Origin of the sequence: Algoriphagus lutimaris (assembly GCF_017051705.1) — a bacterium.
Classification (GTDB): domain Bacteria; phylum Bacteroidota; class Bacteroidia; order Cytophagales; family Cyclobacteriaceae; genus Algoriphagus; species Algoriphagus lutimaris.
Genome location: NZ_JAFIDJ010000002.1, coordinates 486,143 through 506,535, shown reverse-complemented (window position 1 = coordinate 506,535; position 20,393 = coordinate 486,143). Strand labels below are relative to the sequence as shown.

14 protein-coding genes are annotated in these 20,393 nt (G+C 38.7%); 6 read left to right on the top strand and 8 right to left on the bottom strand.

Translation table 11 applies throughout. From position 1 onward, the window contains the following. Positions 1 to 70: 70 nt before the first annotated feature. The 4 genes from rlmF to JYB62_RS13005 form a co-directional block, all read right to left on the bottom strand. Positions 71 to 1,024, bottom strand: a complete 954-nt coding sequence (gene rlmF / locus JYB62_RS13020) for a 23S rRNA (adenine(1618)-N(6))-methyltransferase RlmF (RefSeq protein ID WP_207758635.1) — start codon at positions 1,022 to 1,024, stop codon at positions 71 to 73. Positions 1,025 to 1,164: 140 nt separating this feature from the next. Continuing rightward, positions 1,165 to 1,656 carry a CIA30 family protein gene (locus JYB62_RS13015; RefSeq protein WP_205645864.1) on the bottom strand — a complete coding sequence of 164 codons (492 nt, stop codon included), beginning with the start codon at positions 1,654 to 1,656 and terminating at the stop codon, positions 1,165 to 1,167. Positions 1,657 to 1,731: 75 nt separating this feature from the next. Next, positions 1,732 to 2,463: an SIMPL domain-containing protein gene (locus JYB62_RS13010; protein WP_205645863.1), complete on the bottom strand. Its 732-nt coding sequence runs from the start codon at positions 2,461 to 2,463 to the stop codon at positions 1,732 to 1,734. A gap of 100 nt (positions 2,464 to 2,563) precedes the next feature. Continuing rightward, the gene (locus JYB62_RS13005) at positions 2,564 to 4,048 is read right to left on the bottom strand and encodes a M14 family zinc carboxypeptidase (RefSeq protein WP_243431568.1); all 1,485 of its coding nucleotides are present in this window, start codon (positions 4,046 to 4,048) and stop codon (positions 2,564 to 2,566) included. A gap of 78 nt (positions 4,049 to 4,126) precedes the next feature. Here JYB62_RS13005 and JYB62_RS13000 point away from each other — a divergent pair, with 78 nt between their 5' ends. Continuing rightward, entirely contained in the window at positions 4,127 to 5,137 is a 1,011-nt protein-coding gene (locus tag JYB62_RS13000; protein WP_205645862.1) for a dipeptide epimerase, read from the top strand. A gap of 47 nt (positions 5,138 to 5,184) precedes the next feature. On the opposite strand, the gene JYB62_RS12995 is transcribed toward JYB62_RS13000, so the two are convergent. Together JYB62_RS12995 and JYB62_RS12990 are read right to left on the bottom strand one after the other, a co-directional pair. Next, positions 5,185 to 5,880 (bottom strand): response regulator transcription factor, encoded by a 696-nt coding sequence (locus tag JYB62_RS12995; RefSeq protein WP_205645861.1) that lies wholly within the window; start codon positions 5,878 to 5,880, stop codon positions 5,185 to 5,187. Then, on the bottom strand, positions 5,877 to 7,592 hold the full coding sequence (locus tag JYB62_RS12990; RefSeq protein WP_205645860.1) for a sensor histidine kinase: 1,716 nt from the start codon (positions 7,590 to 7,592) through the stop codon (positions 5,877 to 5,879). The genes JYB62_RS12995 and JYB62_RS12990 overlap by 4 nt, the downstream gene beginning before the upstream one ends. Positions 7,593 to 7,807: 215 nt before the next feature. On the opposite strand from JYB62_RS12990, the gene lysA reads away from it, so the two are divergent. The 4 genes from lysA to JYB62_RS12970 all read left to right on the top strand — a co-directional run bounded on the left by lysA (position 7,808) and on the right by JYB62_RS12970 (position 13,787). Continuing rightward, on the top strand, positions 7,808 to 9,040 hold the full coding sequence (gene lysA / locus JYB62_RS12985; RefSeq protein WP_205645859.1) for a diaminopimelate decarboxylase: 1,233 nt from the start codon (positions 7,808 to 7,810) through the stop codon (positions 9,038 to 9,040). Between the two features lie 231 nt (positions 9,041 to 9,271). Beyond that, complete coding sequence (locus JYB62_RS12980; RefSeq protein ID WP_205645858.1) at positions 9,272 to 10,315, top strand: PorP/SprF family type IX secretion system membrane protein; 1,044 nt, start codon at positions 9,272 to 9,274, stop codon at positions 10,313 to 10,315. 376 nt (positions 10,316 to 10,691) lie between these two features. Beyond that, positions 10,692 to 12,758 carry a T9SS type B sorting domain-containing protein gene (locus tag JYB62_RS12975; protein WP_205645857.1) on the top strand — a complete coding sequence of 689 codons (2,067 nt, stop codon included), beginning with the start codon at positions 10,692 to 10,694 and terminating at the stop codon, positions 12,756 to 12,758. A 3-nt stretch (positions 12,759 to 12,761) separates the two neighbouring features. Further along, positions 12,762 to 13,787 (top strand): PorP/SprF family type IX secretion system membrane protein, encoded by a 1,026-nt coding sequence (locus JYB62_RS12970; protein WP_205645856.1) that lies wholly within the window; start codon positions 12,762 to 12,764, stop codon positions 13,785 to 13,787. A gap of 457 nt (positions 13,788 to 14,244) precedes the next feature. On the opposite strand, the gene JYB62_RS12965 is transcribed toward JYB62_RS12970, so the two are convergent. Both JYB62_RS12965 and JYB62_RS12960 read right to left on the bottom strand, forming a co-directional pair. Beyond that, complete coding sequence (locus tag JYB62_RS12965; RefSeq protein ID WP_205645855.1) at positions 14,245 to 15,162, bottom strand: mechanosensitive ion channel family protein; 918 nt, start codon at positions 15,160 to 15,162, stop codon at positions 14,245 to 14,247. A gap of 430 nt (positions 15,163 to 15,592) precedes the next feature. Continuing rightward, positions 15,593 to 16,618 (bottom strand): glycoside hydrolase family 43 protein, encoded by a 1,026-nt coding sequence (locus JYB62_RS12960; protein WP_205645854.1) that lies wholly within the window; start codon positions 16,616 to 16,618, stop codon positions 15,593 to 15,595. A gap of 399 nt (positions 16,619 to 17,017) precedes the next feature. Here JYB62_RS12960 and ileS point away from each other — a divergent pair, with 399 nt between their 5' ends. Next, complete coding sequence (gene ileS, locus JYB62_RS12955) at positions 17,018 to 20,392, top strand: isoleucine--tRNA ligase (RefSeq protein ID WP_205646627.1); 3,375 nt, start codon at positions 17,018 to 17,020, stop codon at positions 20,390 to 20,392. The last annotated feature ends 1 nt before the right edge of the window (position 20,393 follow it).

Genomic DNA, 20,393 nt, shown 5'->3' with positions numbered 1-20,393 from the left:
GATTAAGTCGAGAGATTAATTTTCAACCAAAAAAAAGCGACTTGAGTTATCAAGTCGCTTTTTTTTGAGTCTAGCCTTTGTTCCATTTCATCCTACTCCAGTTTTCTTGCTTTTCAGGAGATAAAAATGTCCAGGCAAGTAGTCGACTCTTTTTATTTCCCTGGGCCATATCAATGATTTTTCTTTCCGATACTCTGGCTTTTTTCAAGGCAAGGATCAGTTCTTTGAGATGTTCTTCTTTGCTGACCAAGCTGGTAAACCAAAAGCAATTGTATTTGTATTCTACACTTTCCTTGATCATGGTTTTGATAAAGGAAAGCTCTCCTCCTTCACACCATAATTCATTGCTTTGTCCTCCGAAATTGAGGGGTACTTTTTTTGCTACCTTGCCTTTTAAGTTTTTTACTTTTCTTCTACTTCCCGCTTCGGCTGCGGCTTGGGATTCATGGAAGGGAGGGTTGCAGATGGAGACATCGAATACATCATCTGATCGGATAATTCCTTTTAAAACCTGTGCAGAATTTTCCTGATAGCGAAGCGTGATTTGTTGCTCAAGTTTCGGGTTTGAATCCAGGTTTTTTTGAGCTGCCTGCAGAGCCTTGGTGTCAATGTCAGTTCCTATAAAGGACCAGACATAAATGGCATTGCCTAAAATGGGATAAATACAGTTTGCTCCAGTTCCAATATCTAGCATATGAACTTTTTTTGGAATAGTACCGGCATTACACTGTGTTAATAAATCGGCTACATAATGAATATAGTCTGCCCTTCCTGGGATAGGAGGGCAAAGGTATCCCTCCGGGACATCCCAATTTGAAATCTGGTAGAAATGCTTGAGTAAAGCTCTGTTGAGTTCCTTTACTGCTTTAGGGTTGGCAAAATCAATACTGAGATCTCCGTATTTATTTTCCGAAACATATTGCATTAAGGAAGAGTGGGAATGAATCAATGCAGGGAAATCGTAGCGTTCCCGATGGGCATTTCGTGGGTGAAGTCCGGATTTGGTCTTTTCTTGTTTTTTCAATTCAATCTACTTCATGAGTATCAAGGCAAATTAGTGTTAATCGACGGGTTTTAGTAGGTATCTAACAAGTAATCTCCACCTAAGTCTTGAGATTCAAGTTTAGGTCCATCTTTTTTTACATTCAAAAGCGATCGGAAGAATCAGATTAGTTGGATAGACTTTATTTCCAAATGGAATTTTTGTTCTTTTTTATTACCTATCAAAAAGGCTAATTCCTCAATATGATCTTTGTCGAAGTTTGGAATTGAAAGTGTTCGACCTCTAAAAGCTGGGTACATCTTTGTGAGCTCAATTTCCACAATTTCCCATTCCCCGCTTGTTTTAAATTCTCCTATGTAGGAATGGAGATCATTAGAATTTGCCTTTACTCGAAATTGATACGTGCTTCCATCTCCCTTTAATTGGATTCTAATAGTTTTTTGAGATTGAATTTGAAAAGTCTTCCTGTATCTCACCGAAGAAAAGCCTCCATTATTTTCCAAGGACACGAAACCTTCAAATACACCATTCCCAGATTGATTGACATAGAAATTGCCTGATGATCTTCCTCCCATCACGCCATCATCTACTACCCTCCAATCTCTTGTAGGTGAATTTTTGTCAAACTGATAAAGGATAATGGTCGAGGACATTAGTATTAAAATGATTAAAGCTTTCACATACTAATAAGGCCTTATAGGTCCTAATTGTTTAAAGCCAACCTTTTCTTAATCCACTTCAAAAACCAGTTTCATGGTAATGGAAGCGGTTTTGTTTTTGTCTGCGGTATTGAAAGTACCACCCCAGGAATAGTCCTCCCCAGAATTTCGGCCAGTAATCTGAAAAATACCCATATTCGCCGAAATTAGGTCTCCAAGATCCCCTTTGGAGTTTTCTGCGATGCGCTCAGCCCGTACCCGTGCATCTTCTGTCGCTTTGGCAATCATTTCCAGTTTCAAAGATTCCAGTCCGGTATAATAATACCGTGGAGCTTGTGAATAGAATGCAATCCCCTGATTTAATAACTCTGTGATTTCACGGCTGATCTTTTCTACTTTCTCTACTTCTGTAGATTCTATTTTCAGCGATTGATTCAAAGAATAACCATCAAATGTCTGTCCTAGGTATCTTCCAGTTTCGGAATAATTTTGCTGGTATTTTGGGTTGGTCTGAACAGCATTGAAGATCAACTTGTCTGCTGGGATCCCTTTGGAAACCAAATAATCTGACACTAATTTCTTGTCTTTTTCCAAATCCTCGTAAGCAGATTTTAAGTCAAAACTTTCTCTGGAAAAATTCCCTTCCCAAACCACTAGGTCTGAAGTGAAGTTACTTTCACCCAAACCGGTCACGTTGATGGTGCCTTGAGGCCTGTTTCTATTGATGATTGCATTTCCTAAAACGATCGAGGCAAGGACGATTGCCAAAGCAAATAATATGGAGGATAGGTTCTTATTCATAGGGCTAAAAGTTACTTTTGAATATAAAGAATAATAAGTCCAATCATCAAAAAACCCGCCATTTAGCGGGTTTTAGTACTCTGGAAACATTTATTAACAATTAATAGATTCTTTGTTTAAAGTCTTGCTGTGTAGGGTTTTCCAAGTCGATCAGATAACCATTGACGATAGCATATTTCAATTCTCCATCTTTAGCTAAATAAAAGTTTGGGGCAGAACCGGTAGTCCATACACTTGGAAAAGAATCCACGCTTTTTAATACCAGAATGGGTAAGGAATGAAGATCTTTAGACGCTCCATTGTTTACTTTCACTGCCAAATATCCTTGTTTTAATAAGTCTATTGCTTGGTTAAAATCTAATGAGCCAATGTCTTCAAAAGTTGATTCATATACCTTGCCTTCTTCAAACTCAAATCCACTAGCATCAAAAACCTCCGGAGCATAATATACTTGCATGTCGCCTAGATCTTCAATGGAGCCAGAAACATAATAGCCGCCTGGTACTTCAGATTCTCTCCTTCTGATGATAAGGTCAATTGGATATTTCTTTCCTTCTACCTCAACCAACATTTCATTGATCATCAAATCTGCCAGTTTGGAATCGTTATCTGGGATTGAAAAATACTCCTCTGTAGTGTACTGTTCGTACCCTTTGGTTGCAATCTGATGCAAGGCATCTAAAATGATCATAAAATTGAGTTGGCGGATATACTGCTTATCAGGGTCTCCCCAGTATCCTCCTGATTCGATCAGAATTGTGCTTGTTCCCCATTTTTGAATGTTATCTCCAAAAGCTCTAGGTTCAAAGGCATCATCATACTTTCCCACTTGGCCAGGAACAACTTGTTGAAGAACTTTATTCATTCCCACAATAGTCTGCATGGCCCTTTTTCTAATCTCATTCACATCGGTGGCGACATTGTAGGCTGGAGCCAAAACGGAAATGGTTGCTTGTTTGGGAGTACCCTCTACATTGTAATACACCTGCTGATCGTGAAGGTTAAAACCGAATTCTGGTTCGAAATCATCCCTCGCTTTCTTTAAAATAATGGCTTCAGGGGAGATTTGAGAAATGGCATCCCTGTTCAAATCAATGTCCAGACTATTTCTTCTTTTGAATGCTTCAGCACCATCTGGATTAATCATTGGAATGAATTTGATATTCAAATTGCTTCTCAGTGTGTTTCTGATATCTTCATATTCATCTCCACTACCCTCCAAAAAGTTAAATAGATCAAAAAGCGCCATGGTAGCAGTGCTTTCATTTCCGTGCATTTGTGACCATAGCATGACTTTCGTTTCGCCATTTCCCCAGTCTAAACTGGAAATACTTCTGCCATCTATGGAGTTTCCTAGAACCTGTGTTTCAAACTGACTTGCATGTTTTTGAATCAGAGGCTGCAGGTCTTCGTGTTTAAATCTCCGATGGGTGATAGCCGATTCCTTAAAATTGTCGAAAGCTGACTCTAAAGTTTCGATAGAAAGTGGTTCGGCAGTATTTTTATTTGCAGTTTTACACCCAATTAAGGAAATTAAAAACAGCAAAAAAATGCGTGTATAAATGCCCTTTGAAAAGCTCATCATGGTTGGATTTTCTTTAAAGTGAAAAGTAAAACTAGCCATTGTGATTTAAATAGTATATGTATAAAGCTCAAATTGTAAATGAAGCTATCGTATTTTGTTGAAGATCTTCCGCTTAAACATACTTTTACCATTGCTCACCAAAGTAGGGATATTCAAGATACCTTGATAGTCAAACTGGAAGAGGGTGATTTGGTGGGCTTAGGTGAGTCCACGACCAATCCTTTTTATGGGATGACTGTAGAAAATATGAGTATGGCCCTGGATAAGTTCCGTGATATAGTGGAGGGTGGAAGTTGGGAAAGCCCAGAAGAATTGTGGGAGCTAGGGAAAACCCATTTTAAGGATAATCCATTTGCTCAATGCGCTTTAGATATGGCTGCTTGGGATTTGTATACCAAGAAAAAGGGCAAAAAACTGTATGAATTTTTAGGGCTAAACCCTACGGATATCCCAACTACCAATTTTACCATTGGGATAGATACTGTTCCAAAAATGGTCTCTAAAATGAAAGAGGTCCACTGGCCTATCTATAAAATAAAATTGGGAACATCGGATGATTTGGAAATCGTGAGGGAGTTAAGAAAGCATACCGATGCTATATTTAGAATAGACGCTAATTGTGCCTGGACTGCGGATCAGGCCATTGAATATTCGGTAGAGCTCCAAAAACTAGGAGTGGAATTTATGGAACAACCTCTGGGTAAAGATGATTTGGATGGGATGAAGGAAGTATTCAAATATTCCAAACTACCGGTAATTGCAGATGAGAGTTGCATGGTGGAAAGTGATGTGAAAAAATGCCATGGGCTATTCCATGGTATTAATGTGAAGTTGGTAAAGGCTGGGGGAATTACTCCGGGGCTTCGAATGATCCATGAAGCAAAATCTTTAGGGATGAAAACCATGGTAGGATGCATGACAGAATCTTCTATTGGGATTACTGCCATTGCCCATATCGCGCCATTACTGGATTATGTGGATATGGATGGGGCCATGTTGTTGGCAAAAGACCCTGCTACAGGAGTGAAGATAACGCCAGAAAAAATAACCTTTCCTGAGGGAAATGGAATTGGAGCAAGTTTAGTATAAAGCTTACTTCTAGAATAGGAAAAAGGCAGTGAAATCACTGCCTTTTTTTAGTCTTCTGAGACGATCAATTTAAAACCTTCTCCGTGCACGGTGATGATTTGAACCTTGGGATCGTCCTTGAGCAGTTTTCGAATCTTGCTTAGGTACACATCCATACTACGTGCATTGAAGTAGCTGTCATCTCCCCAGATTTGCTTTAAGGCATGACTTCTATTGACCAGTTTATTGATTTCCGAGGCCAATAGTCGTATGAGCTCATTCTCCTTGGAAGTAAGTTTGTGTTTACCTTTAGGGCCCTCGAGGTATTGCTCATCGTAATGAAGTACAAATCCACCAAACTTATAAATTTTTAAAGGAGTAACTTCTGTGCTTTTTTGGGTCCTCCTTAGGATTGCTGTGACCCGAAGCAGCAATTCTTCCATACTAAATGGCTTGGTGATGTAATCATCTGCTCCTATTTTTAGTCCTTCAATAATATCGTCTTTTTGATTTTTAGCGGTCAAAAATAGCACTGGAAGATCCTCTTGTACTTTTTTGATTTCTTTGGCAAGGGTAAAGCCATCCTTTTTGGGCATCATGATATCTAAAAGGCATAAATCGTATTTGCCCTTTTTGAATTTATTCCAGCCTTCTTCCCCATCTCTGCATAGGGTTGGTTCATAGCCTTTCATTTCAAGATATTCCTGAAGAATATCCCCTAGGTTTGGGTCGTCTTCTACGACCAATAGTTTAGCTTTGCTCATTGCTTTTTGGGTAAAGTTATAGTGAACGTTGTCCCTCTTCCTACTTCACTTTCTACTTGAATGCCTCCCTGATGTGCTTCAAGCATGGTTTTTACATAAGATAATCCTAGACCAAAACCTTTCACATCGTGAACGTTTCCGGTAGGAACTCTATAAAACTTATCAAAAATTTTCTTTTGGGCATCCTTAGACATTCCTATCCCATTATCTGTAATCTTAACAATAAACTGATCTTTTCCCTCCGTCGCTTCCATTTTTATGGTTGGGGTATGTGGAGTATATTTCAATGCATTGTCCAGTAAATTATTAAAGATGTGAGTTAAATGAAAAGCATCACCTTCAACTGATGGTTCTTTTAGCCGATCTGTAAATGAGAGTGTTCCACCTCTTTTCTCCACCTGAAGGCTGATATGTTGCATTGTAGATTCTAATAATTCACTGAGATTCAACTCCTCTATTTTTAATTTGAAGTCCTGCTTATCCAGCGCAGCCGCCTGTAAAACTTTCTCTACTTGAGCTGTCAGCCTTTTGTTTTCATCTTTGATGATCCCTAGGTATCTCTTTCTGAATTTATCCTGGGTCGATAATTCAGGGTCTTGTAAAGCTTCTACGGCAAGACTTACTGTAGCTAACGGAGTTTTGAACTCATGGGTCATATTATTGATAAAATCATTTTTGGTGTCCGAAAGTGCTTTTTGTCGGATGATGACTTTGATCGCGTAAATGAAACAGAAAATAATTACTCCTATAAATAAGATGGAACTCGAAATTGGAATCCAAACTTGACGGATGACATGATAGTTCTTTTCTGGAAAGAATATATAAAGGAAATTTTCTTTACCTAGAATGTCATTTGGAAAGAGTTTGGCCTTGATTCCGTTTTGGAGTAAGGTACTTTGTTGGGTGACTGGACCTAATGGGAGTACTTCACCATTGTCTTTTAAAAGTCCCAGTTCAAAAGATTCGGTAATCCCTCTTTCCAAAAGGTGGTTACTCAAAAGCTCCCTTACTTGGAGCGTGTCAAGTCTGTCCAGAATTTCCTTTTGCCCTGCTGCTAATTCATTCCAGGTACGTTCCACCATGTCAATTTTGAAATTGGCTCGACGGATTTTGTCCAGAATATCATCCGAAATATTTATTTCTGTCAATACTTCTGGACTTGGGATCACTTCTACATTAGGCCTTACTCTTGTACTTTCTGCCTTACTTAGGTAGTTGAGTTGGCGTTCCTTTTCTTCCAAAAGAATAGCCATTTCATCCGGAGTAAACATGCTGGAAGCCAATTCAGGGGTCATATAGGCAAAAAACATTTCCAATTCTTTCAGTGCATTCATATCAAACCCTCTGGATTCGAGGATTCTCCTGAAAGTAGGGCTAACTTCCGGTGCAGTTTCATTGAGTAGAGTGTCCACAATAGAGGGTCTGCTTCTATAGACGGGGCGTTGTTGGATCTGGAAAGTGATTGGTTCAATTTTTTCAAATAAGGATTCCTGGAAAAGGGAGTCTTTCATTAAATAGCTGAGTAAGACGTCTGAAGTCTCTCCTTTTTCCAATTGCTCTACCGTCCCCGAGAGCGCCATATACACGTTTTGATCGAACCGTTCACGGTTTATCCTTACCGCATTTCTTACCCAATAGTATTGGAAACCCATTAAGCCAAAACTGGCCAGGGACATCAAAACAATGATAAGAATTATGTTTCCTTTGGACATTTTACAAATTTAGCCTGATTCTTAGGGGTGAAATAGGGCTTAACAATATTTAACTGCCATTGACTCACAATAGCTTGAGTTTTATAGGAACAATCTCAGAATTGATTCCGTTCTTTAAATTATGATTTCTTAATTACATTTACGATAAAGGAAAAGAGGAGGCTTATGCCTCCTTTTTTTGTTATTTGGCTATCTTTGGGCGCAAATTTCAGATCATGTCAGCATCTCATAACCCTATTTCAATCCAAGGAGTTTCCTTGGAAACTATTGCAAAAGAATTTGGCACTCCAGTGTATGTGTATGATGGTGAGAAAATCACTACGCAGATACATACTCTGAAGAAGGCATTTGAAAAAGTTCCTTTGAAGATAAAATATGCTACGAAGGCATTGACCAATATCTCTATTTTGAAATTGGTGAAAAGAGCTGGCGGAGAGGTAGACGCGGTCTCTTTGGAGGAGGTGAAAATATGTCTTGAAGCAGGCTATGAAGGGAAAGACGTCATGTACACGCCCAGCGGAGTGAGCCTGGAGGAGATCAAAGAAGTAGTAGAGTTGGGTTCCATGATCAATTTAGACAGCATTTCTATATTGGAGCAATTCGGGCAGACCTTTGGAGGCTCGGTGCCTGTTTGTATCCGAATTAACCCACATATCATGGCTGGAGGAAATGCGAAAATTTCCGTAGGTCATATTACCAGTAAGTTCGGTATTTCAATTCAACAATTGGATGAAATCCTAGAGGTAGTTTCACGCTATCGGATGAAAGTGACAGGCCTCCATTTGCATACTGGTTCGGATATTCTGGATGCAGAAGTGTTTTTGAAGGGAGGGAATGTTCTTTTTGATGCTGCTATGAATTTTCCGGACTTGAATTTTCTTGATTTTGGAGGAGGGTTTAAAGTAGGGTATAAGGATGGTGACGTGGTTACAGATATCATGGCGGTAGGAAAACGAGTTTCTGAGGCTTTTCTGGAATTTTGTAAAAAGTATGGGCGAGATCTGGAATTATGGTTGGAACCTGGAAAATTTGTCGTAAGCGAATCGGGGTATTTATTGGTTGAAGCCAATGTTGTAAAAAAGACTCCGCAAATTACCTTTGTAGGAGTGAATTCTGGGTTGAATCACTTGATTAGACCCATGATGTATGATGCTTACCACGGAATTTATAATGTAAGTAATCCAGAAGGAAAACCTGCTACTTACAATGTGGTGGGATACATCTGTGAAACAGATACTATAGCTGCAGGGAGAGCAATTGAGGAAGTTAGAAGGGGAGATATATTGGCTATTAAAAATGCTGGAGCATATGGGATAAGTATGGCCTCTAATTATAACTCAAGGTTAAGGCCAGCAGAAGTCCTGGTATGGGAAGGTAAAGCACAATTGATTCGAAAAAGAGAAGAATTTCAAGATCTTATTCGTAATCAGGTAATTCTTGATATTTAATCAGGAATATTTCCAAATAAAATCTCTTTGGTATAATTATTGATTTTCAAAGCCATTAATTGATTTAATCGCAAATTAAAAATGCGTTTAATCATAATGGTTTGAAACCCAATAAGATTGTATTTCTCAATCATAAGCCCTAGTAGTTTCACAACCTACATTTCATTTTAAATTCACGGTTTTCCGTTGCGGTTATAATACCTTTGCCGTATAGGGATCGTGATGAAGATTATGTTGAGGAAGATCTTAGGCGTATGTATGTTTTTGATGGTACAATTTTTTGTACAGTTGGATATCTATGCCCAAGATACCCAGTACTCCCAGTTTTACGCAGCCCCTATTTATTTAAATCCTGCCCTTACCGGAGCAAGTGAGCTCACACGGATCGGTGTCAATTACAGAAATCAATGGCCTGGATTAGACCAGAGCTTTAATTCCTATTCTGCATACATTGATCACTATATTATGGATTACAATTCGGGTATAGGATTGATTTTTAATGGAAGCCAAGAAAGTATGGCGCAGCTTTCAACCAATGAAATTGGTTTATCCTATGCCTACCGTTTACAAATAAGTCAGGATTTATTCTTCCGAGTTGGAGGGCAAGTCAGCTTTATGCAGCGGAATGCTTTTTTCTCAGACTTGGTATTTGGAAGTCAAATTGATATCATAAATGGAACCATAGGTGGAATTACAGATGAATTGGATGGAGTACCGCTGGATTCCAAGTATAGTTTTATGGACTATGCAGTCGGAGGGTTATTTTATACCAATAAGTATTGGTTAGGAGTTTCAGCACATCACTTGTCAGAACCTAATAGGTCTTTTATGGAAGGGCAAATTTCCAAACTCCCAATGAAGATTTCTGCTCAAGGAGGTGTGAAGTTTGATTTAGGACATGGGGGGCGAGATTATTTTACTCATGCTTATTCCGAAAGATCTATTTCCTTTGCCTTCAACTATAAACAACAAGATCCTTTTAATCAACTTGATTTAGGTGCCCAAGTTTTTCTTGAACCTTTGGTGTTGGGGCTTTGGTATAGAGGACTTCCAACCAAAAATTCTTTGCCTAATAATGAGGCCGTCATTGGGTTAGTTGGCGTGTCGCTTCCTTCCGGGTTGGATATTGGATATTCCTATGATGTGACTGTGTCAAAATTAGGACAAAAAAATAGTGGAGGTGCGCATGAAGTATCCATCAGGTATACTTTTTTGTGGGGGGATCCAAAATCCAGAAACCAAAGAGGAAGAGTCATTCCTTGCTTTAAATACTAGCATTGAGCAACATTTCATAAGCTTTTTAAAAAAAAATCGATTTTTTTTAAAAATAATATTCAAAGCCTGATTTTCAGGCTTTTGTCTTTTATGATCAAAAAAAAGCATCATTTCATACTTTTTTTGATTATGGTAATTTTTTAATAAAAATGATACTTTTTCAAGTTTGAACTATTCCCTTTTGACGTGCATCCAATCTTTGGATATTAGAATTTTTCTGCACTTATTTTAAGATAAACACTAAAAGAAAGAATATCATTTTGTTGTATACGATTTGCAAAAAATATTATTCTTAAAAACAAAATACAAAAACCCTATTATATAAGGCAATTTTACCCAATTGAAAATCAGGCGCTTGAGGACCAGGCGAAAAAAGATGAAGAAGGCATTTTCTACATATGGCTTAATGATATTACTCCCTCTAATGATGATGGGATATATCAATTCCATTTATGCGCAATCATCTTTGAAAGACCCTGATTTGGTTCAAGCCCGAACAATGGGTGCTTCTGATATACAGGTTGCTGTTTCAGGAAAACTTGCACTTTGCTCTCATTCAGAGAAAGGCCACATTATTTTAACGGTCACAGGGGGCCAGGCTCCTTATACCTATAAGTGGAATACACTTGAAACAACCAAAGACCGTACCAATTTATACGCAGGAACCTATACTGTTGAAATTACTGATTCAAAAGGTGCTGTCCATAAAGAGAATATAGTGGTTCAGCCTCCTTACCCATTGATTTTAAATCCTATTGAAATTATTCCAGCTTCTTGTGGGTCGGGAGCTGATGGTTCGGCTAAGCTTAGTGTTAAGGTAGGAAGAGGGGAGCCTTACAAGGTTACTTGGAGCAATGGGGTGGAGGACCAATGGGAAGTGAATGGTCTAAAGCCTGGTACTTATTCAGTGAAAGTTGCTGATATATATAATTGTGATGTAACCGTTTCTTTTGAAGTAAAATCTGAATCAGAAGGTATTTCAGTACAAGAAACCACTAAGGATTTGTCTTGCAGTGGAATTGATGATGGGGCAATCAAGCTTACCATCAGTGGAGGGCAAGCTCCTTATATATATAGCTGGAGCAACGGAGCTACTACCCAAAATGTCGATAATCTCTCTGCGGGTAATTACGCAGTAACTATCAAAGATCAAACCGGCTGTTCATTTACAGCGAATTACGAAGTGAAAAGCCCGGCAGTGATGACTTTAACTGAGTCGATCCTTTCCCCTTATTGCGATGGAAATGCAAATGGAGAAATTGAATTGGGGGTAATTGGAGGACAAGCCCCATATACTTACCAGTGGAGTAATGGACAAAATTCTGCAAAAGCCACCAACCTTTCTTCCGGTAATTATTCTGTGCTTGTCTCTGATGCCTCTGGATGTATTATTGAGAAGCAGTTCAATCTCTCTAATTCCTCTAATCTGGATCTGGTTATTGCGAATAATCAACCTACTTCTTGTGCTGGAGGTGAAGATGGCTTAGTAGAGCTAGAAGTTATCGGGGCTTCTGGGGATTATTCTATAGAGTGGTCAGATGGTGTCAAAGGCCTTTCCAAAAGAGAAGATTTGGCTCCAGGAACCTATTCAATTTCTGTTAAAGATGCTTCAGGCTGTGAAATCACTAAATCTTTCGAGGTAAAGGGTTCTGGGAATATCAACGCGAGAATTGAAAGTATGCTTGATGTGGATTGTGAAGAGGGATCTTTCACAGGAGTCGCTTGGGTCTCAATAGAGGGTGGAGTAGAACCTTACACCATCGAATGGAATAATGGAAATACCAATGCCAGGGAGATCAATTATTTCAAAACTGGAACCCTAAAAGTTAAAGTAATTGATGCTACAGGTTGTTCAGTGATTACTGAAGCCAAAGTAGATTACCCTAATTTGAATACTCAGGGCAGCAGATTGAATTTCCAGTTTAGAAAGCTGGAAATTTCCAGTGAGCCAGAAGTGCAAGTAGATGAGGAAATAATTTTTGAAAGTGAAATCTCTGAGGAATTCATTGCTTGGGAATGGCATTTCGGAGATGGAAATAAATCATCTGAAAAAGATCCTATACACATATTTGAAAAAGCTGGATCATTTGAAGTAACGCTTACGGCCTTCGATATCTATGGCTGTTCAAGCATTGAAAAGAATACTGTTCAAGTAAATGTGCCTGAGGAAATGATTGTCATTCCAAATGCATTTACTCCAAATGGAGACGGTCTTAATGACGTGTTTATCCCCAAAATGAAGGCCGTATCAAATTTCTCTATGGAGGTATTTAATACCTGGGGAGAAAGAATGTTTATGACCACCAACCAGGAATCTCAAGGTTGGGATGGTACATATAAGGGGCAGGCTTTACCTGCCGGTAACTACTTGTATAAAATTACCTACACCAATACTGCTGGCGAAAATCAAAGTCGCAGCGGCGGAATCACCCTTATTAGATAGGTTATGAAAAGAATTTTTACATTAATTATTTTAGGAATGCTGAGTCTGACTTCTCAAGCTCAGGATGTACAGTATTCCCAATTTTATGCAGCTCCTCTCTACTTAAATCCAGCGATGGCCGGATCCTCCGAAATGACTAGAATTGGGGTAAACTATAGGAATCAATGGCCTGGATTAGATCAATCCTTCACTTCCTATTCTGCTTATGTGGATCATTACATGTTTAATATTAATAGTGGGATTGGGTTAATTTTTAATAAATCCCAGCAAAGTATGGCCAACCTCAGTGTGTCTGAAATTGGAGCCGTTTACTCTTATAGGATGAGGCTAGGATTCCGTTCTTTTTTGAGGATTGGGGGGCAAGTTAGCTTCATGGATAGAGATGCTTATTTTGGAGATCTGATCTTCGGGAGTCAAATTGATGATCAAACTGGATCAATTGGGGATTTTAGTGGAGAAAACCTAGGCCAAGATGTTCGCAGACAATTTATGGATTACAGTTTTGGTTTCCTTTATAACAATGAGAAGGTTTGGTTTGGTGTATCGACTGCGCATGTTACCCAACCTAATTTATCCTTTGTTGATGGCCAAAATAGTAAGTTACCACTTAAGGTTTCAGCTCATGGCGGGGTGAAATTTGATCTTTCTGGTGGTTCTTCTACCGAATTTTACAATCAAAAGTCTGGAACTAAGGAGTTGACATTGGCTTTTAATTACAAAAACCAAAAACCTTTCACCCAATTGGATATGGGAGCCCAGCTCAATATTCAACCTTTGGTTTTGGGGGTTTGGTATAGAGGAATTCCGGTTTCTAATTCCGAACAGCCTAATCATGAATCCATCATTGCTCTGGTAGGAATGTCATTAGGCGGAGGTTTAGATGTGGGATATAGCCATGATTTTACTATCTCTTCCCTTGGGAATGCCAATACGGGAGGAGCACATGAAATTTCCCTGCGATATAGTTTCCTTTGGGGGAAAGCTTCCGGAGCTGGCAGAAAGTCCTCTATGCCTTGCTTTAAATATTAAGATTTTAGCTGTTTAAGAATCAGCTTTTAAATCTTTTGATTCTTGTAATTGGATTAATGATTTTTCAATGTGACTTATGCCGGCGATTGAAATCACCCATTTTACCCATTTTTTCCGGTATTTTTTGGTTCTACATTCAAAAATAAGAACAGCGTGAAACAGGTAAAAGGCCAGTTATTTCATATTGAAAATTACCCAACTTGGATTCGCCTGATTTGGAAACCAAGAACTACTCAAATGCCAGGTAGTGTAAAATGGAATTTGTAAAACCACAAGTCTTGTACTGTTTATCAAAGATAGTTTAAGGTTCAAAAGTTGTTCCTGTATATCAGCAACAGGTCTTTCAAAATTAACTTGGCTTACCATTACCAAATGCCTGATATAACCGACCATTACTTTTATGCTCACCAATAATATGGCTCCAATAGATAGTACAAAGAAGTCTAGTCTAAAGAGATTAGCTCTTTTCCTTTTCCATTAAGACACGAGTTTTTGGTAGGCATTCAGGATAATTTTTCTGAATGAATTCAATCATTTTTTCCCGAACATATACTCTTAAATCCCAGGCAATCGGTGAATTTTTAGCGCTTACCAAAATCCTTGTTTCTACGGTATGTTCTTTCGTATCGCTGACTTGTAATACTTTTACTTTCTTATCCCAAAGATCTGTTGTTTCCAGAATGCGGTCCAATTCTTTTCTGAGTTCGTTAAAAGGAATCGTATAATCCGTATAAAGAAAAACAGAGCCTAATAAATCACCTGAAGTTCTTGTCCAGTTTTGGAAAGGGGTTTCCAAGAAATAGGTTGTAGGAAGTACCAGTCTTCTTAGGTCCCATATTCTCACGACGATGTAATTCAAATTGATTTCTTCGATCCATCCCCATTCACCTTCTACTACCACTGCATCTTCCAATCTAAACGGTTGAGTAAAGGCAATTTGAATTCCGGCAATCAAGGTTCCAATAGCTTTTTGTGCAGAAAAACCGATGATGATTCCAGCTACCCCGGCTGAAGCAAAAAATCCAACCCCTACTTTTCTGACAGATTCAAAAGATAATAGAACTAAACCAATGGAGAACAGAATGATGATAAAATTGGCAATTTTCACAAGGATATTGATCTGTGTATAGACTTTTCTTGCCCGGAGGTTGTCCTCTTGAGAGATGTCATATTGTTTTAAAAACATGGACTTTACTATTTGCATCCCTACCAATAAGCACCAGGTAAATCCACTAATAATCAATATGGTATTGATGGAGGGTAAATAAGCCATCCATCCCTCCCAATCTTTAGATAATCCCCCCAAATAAAGTTTCAATAATGCAAGAATGATCGTTACCAACAATGGGATAACTAGGCGAGAATAAATTTTCATATGCTAAAGGTTAAAGAATGAAGCTTGAACTGGTTGGTAACTCCAACCATTTAAAAAGGTGATTTTGGGCGGTATAAGGCTGGAAATTAGACAAATAGCCTTAGAAAGACAAGTTTGGTAAAGCTTCCAGTTGATTATTTATAGAAAGAATGTAATGGTAAAATTCAGGGAATCAAGTCTTTTTAAGATGACATGGCTATTTTTTTCTCTACTACTTGATCCTATACTTTTTTCATTCCTCTTTTATTTCAATACGACATCATCAAATATGTCCCCGAAGTAAGAAGAATTAAGTTTCATAAGATTCTGAGAGTAAAGAATCTAATATATCATAAAAAAACCGCTACCTGATAGCGGTTCGTTTTCATCTTATCCTTTCTTGTTTCTTTCAATTACAAAAGGCTTAATTTTAAATAAAGAAACTTTTCTCTTATTCAATAATAGGGTTGGCAGCTACTCCTTCAAATGTCATTTTAATGGGCTTAATGGTACCATCTTGATTGAATTCCATCACATCCACACAGGTTACTCGGTGATCTCTACCCTGATTAGGGATTGGTCTTCTATGGTATACCATATACCAGTCATCTGAATTTGGTTTTTGAATAACAGAATTGTGACCAGCACCCGTGGCTACGGTAGTATCAGATTCCAAAATGGTTCCAATTCGTTCATAGGGTCCAGTTACCTTGTCTGACATGGCATAAGCAACTTTATAACTGTCGTTGGTCCAGCCACCTTCTGACCACATAAAATAATATTTACCATTTCGGATAAACATGAAAGGTCCTTCTACATACCCTTCAGGAGTGATCTCGTGAAACAACTCTCCATCTTCCCAAGGCTCAAATCCGGTAAAGTCATCATTTAATTTACCAATATTACAATGACTCCAGCCTCCGTAAAACATGTAGTATTGTCCGTCAGTATCTTTAAAAACAAATTGATCAATCGGTTGAGCATCATTGTAAAAATCATCTATTAAGGGTTTTCCTAGATAATCTTTGAATGGTCCAGCAGGTGAATCAGCCACTGCTATCCCGATGCCACCATAATGGTTGATGTCATTGTCAGGATCCCACCCTGCCCTGCTCGGTCTTTGAACATCATTGGCAGAAAAGAATAAGTAGTATTTGCCATCCTTTTCTATGGCAGCCGGGGCCCACATGGCTTGTTTTGCCCATTTTATGGCTGAGGTATCTAAGATATTTTCATGTTTTACCCAGGTTATTAAATCCTTGGAAGAAAACGCATCAAAGTGAAGCTGGTCTGTATAGCCCGCCGAAAAGGTAGGGTAAATCCAATATTCGTCCCCAAAAACAATTCCTTCAGGATCAGCATACCAACCGGTAGAGATAGGGTTGCCTGAAAAAATTTCTGTAGTCTCTTCTTTTGGGCTGGCACATGAAAAAGCCAAGATTGCCAAAAAGATATAAAGAGGGATTTTGGTTTTCATTAACAATAGGGGGTTGAAATTTCTTGAAATTTACAAACTCCATTTCAGAGCATATAGTCTCTTGTGTAAATTTCTGGATAAAAATGCCTGCTTATAGTAAATGGCCTAGAAAATAATCCAAATTGGAAAGGCGCTAAAAAGGCTTTTAATTTCCTGAGGACCTTTACTCTTGCTCATTTGTTTTCAAAAATTTGCCAGTAGTTACCCAATCCCGCCATTTTTTCCCTTCAACTCACATAAAAAGGGGTAATTCTCTTATCTTTGTGCCTGCTTTTGAGGAGCATGAAAACCTTTTGGTTTTCTTTCCAATAATAATGAGTCCGAACAATTTTGACTGTTAGGAGCTTAAAAAGCAATAATTGGAATCAAATCACCTACTTGCTTACAAGAAAGGATATTGTGAAAACATATAAAGAGTTCAAACAAGTCGATTACCCTGCTATAGGAGAAGACGTACTTCAGTACTGGAAAGACCATAAGATTTTTGAAAAATCTATTTCAAACCGTGAAGGTGCAGAAACCTTTACTTTTTTTGAAGGGCCACCATCTGCCAATGGTACTCCTGGGATCCACCATGTCATGGCGAGAACCCTAAAAGATATTTTTTGCCGATACAAAACCTTAAAAGGGTTTCAGGTAAAAAGAAAAGGTGGCTGGGATACCCATGGTCTTCCGGTAGAACTTCAAGTTGAAAAGGAGCTTGGTATTACAAAAGAAGATATCGGTAAGAAAATATCTGTCGAAGAATACAACAAGAAGTGTAAGGAGACAGTCATGCGATTCAAAAATGAATGGGATGAATTGACTGAAAAAATTGGCTACTGGGTAGATTTGGATGATCCTTATATCACTTTTGATTCCAATTACATTGAAACTCTTTGGCACTTGCTGAAGAAGTTTTATGATAAAGGATTGTTGTATAAAGGGTATACCATTCAACCTTTTTCTCCTGCTGCAGGGACCGGATTGAGTTCACACGAGTTGAACCAACCAGGAACCTATAAAGATGTGAAGGATACTTCCATTACTGCACAGTTTAAATTAAAGGGAGAGGAGAACACGTTTATTCTTGCTTGGACTACTACACCTTGGACTTTGCCTTCCAACTCTGCCTTGGCCATTGGCGAGAACTTGGATTATGTGAAAGTGAAAACTTTCAACCCATACACCCATGAACATTGTCAAGTGATTCTGGCAAAGGCGCGTATGAATGCATACCTGAATCCAAAGGCCGCTGAACTTAAAATTGAAGATTACAAAGCAGGAGATAAATTAATTCCTTTTGAGATCGTAGCTGAGTTCAAAGGAAAGGATATGCTAGGTTGGGAATATGAACAACTTTTTCCAATTGAAGCCTTAGCGCTTCCCGCACCTGCATTTACTGTCGTTTCAGGAGACTATGTGACTACTGAAGATGGTACAGGTATTGTCCATTTGGCAAAGGCTTTTGGTGCGGATGACTTTAGGACGTTGGTTCAAAATGATGTGCCTGGTGTTTTTGTGAAAGATGAGCAAGGAAATGAATTGCCGATTGTAGATCGCCAAGGAAAATTCATTTCTGTGGTAGGAGAATATCTATCTGCAAAAATGAAAGAGCATGGAATCACAGCCCATAAAGAATATGGGGTGAATGATTTCTATGTGAAAAATTATACGGAAGATGATGAGAATGCTGCCGATTTTAAAAATACGGATGTCATCATTTCCATTATTTTGAAGAATGAAAATAAAGCCTTCAAAGTAGAAAAGTATGAACATAGCTATCCTCACTGCTGGAGAACGGATAAGCCTGTATTGTACTACCCATTAGAAAGCTGGTTTATTAAAACCACGGCTTATAAAGATCGATTGGTTGAGTTAAACAAGACCATCAATTGGAAGCCTGAAGCAACAGGGACTGGACGTTTTGGTAACTGGTTAGAGAATTTGGTAGACTGGAACTTGAGTAGATCAAGATTCTGGGGAACTCCATTGCCTATTTGGAGAACAGAGGATGGAACTGAAGAGAAATGCATTGGGTCTATCGCCGATTTACAGACTGAAATAGAAAAGTCTGTGACGAAAGGATTCATGGAGAAATCTCCTTATGAAGGTAAAGAACTAGACCTACACAGACCCTATGTAGATGATGTGGTACTGGTATCAGAAAAGGGTGAAAAAATGTTCAGAGAGCCAGACTTGATCGATGTTTGGTTTGACTCTGGAGCCATGCCTTATGCACAGTGGCACTATCCATTTGAGAACCAAGATGTGTTTAAAGCGAATTATCCAGCTGATTACATTGCTGAAGGAGTTGACCAGACTAGAGGTTGGTTCTTTACCTTGCATGCAATCGCGGTGATGTTGTTTGATAGCGTTGCATTTAAAAATGTAATTGCAAACGGTTTGGTTCTTGACAAAAACGGAAACAAAATGTCCAAGAGATTGGGCAATGCAGTGGACCCGTTCAAGACATTAAAAGAGTATGGGCCAGATGCAGTTCGCTGGTACATGTTGAGTAACGCCAACCCATGGGACAACCTGAAGTTCAACTTAGATGGGGTTGGGGAGGTACAAAGAAGGTTCTTTGGAACCCTTCAAAACACTTATAATTTCTTTGCTCTCTATGCCAATTTGGATGCATTTGTGTATGACCCATCCAAACTTATTCCTGTCAGTGAACGAGCCGAACTAGATCAATGGATCGTTTCCAAACTACAGTCTTTGATTGTTGAGGTGGAAGAAGCTATGGATAATTACGATGCTACCAAAGCTACCCGAGCGATCATGAATTTTACAGTAGATCAATTATCCAATTGGTATGTAAGATTAGCAAGAAAGAGATTCTGGAGAGGAGACATGAATACAGATAAGCAAGCAGCTTATGAAACCTTGTATGAATGTTTACTTACCCTTACGCAGCTGATGTCATCTTTCTCTCCATTCTATTCTGATTGGATGTACCAGAATTTGACTAAGTCCAGCAAAGAAGGTAAAGAATCCGTTCACTTAACAGATTGGAATAATGCGGATTCCAATTTGATCAATAAGGATCTGGAAGAAAGCATGGAGTTGGCACAGACCATCTCATCTTTGGTTCATTCCTTGAGAAAGAAGGAAAAAGTAAAAGTGCGGCAGCCTTTACAGCGAATATTGATTCCTATTCTTAAAGAGAAAACAAAGGAACAAATCCAACATGTAGAAGAGTTGATTAAATCTGAAGTGAATATCAAAGAAATTGAATTCATTGACGATGCTTCCGGCATACTTGTAAAAAGCGTGAAGCCAAATCTTCCTGTATTAGGTAAAAAGCTAGGCCCTAAAATGAGATTTGTTGTGGCTGCCATCAATTCATGGGGACAAGGGGAAATTGCTACCATCGAGCGTGATGGAAAAATTTCAATAGATGTGGATGGAGAAGCTTTGGAATTATTGTTAGAAGAAGTATTGATCACTTCGCAAGATATTCCTGGCTGGTCCGTTGCCTCTGATATGGGAGTTACCGTAGCCTTAGATGTGACCATCTCGGAAGAATTGAAGCAAGAAGGAGTGGCGAGAGATTTGGTGAACAGAATCCAAAACCTAAGAAAAGATATGGGACTGGAAGTTCAGGATAAAATCAAAATTTTCATTGAGCCTTCTTCTGATTTGATAATGGCTTCTACAGAGAATTTTGGGGATTATATTCAATCTGAAACTCAGGCATTAGGTCTTACTCTGGAAAAGGACCTTCAGGAAGCGATTACCTTGGAGATGGATGATTTTGAAATTGCAGTAAAAGTAGAAAAGGCCTGAG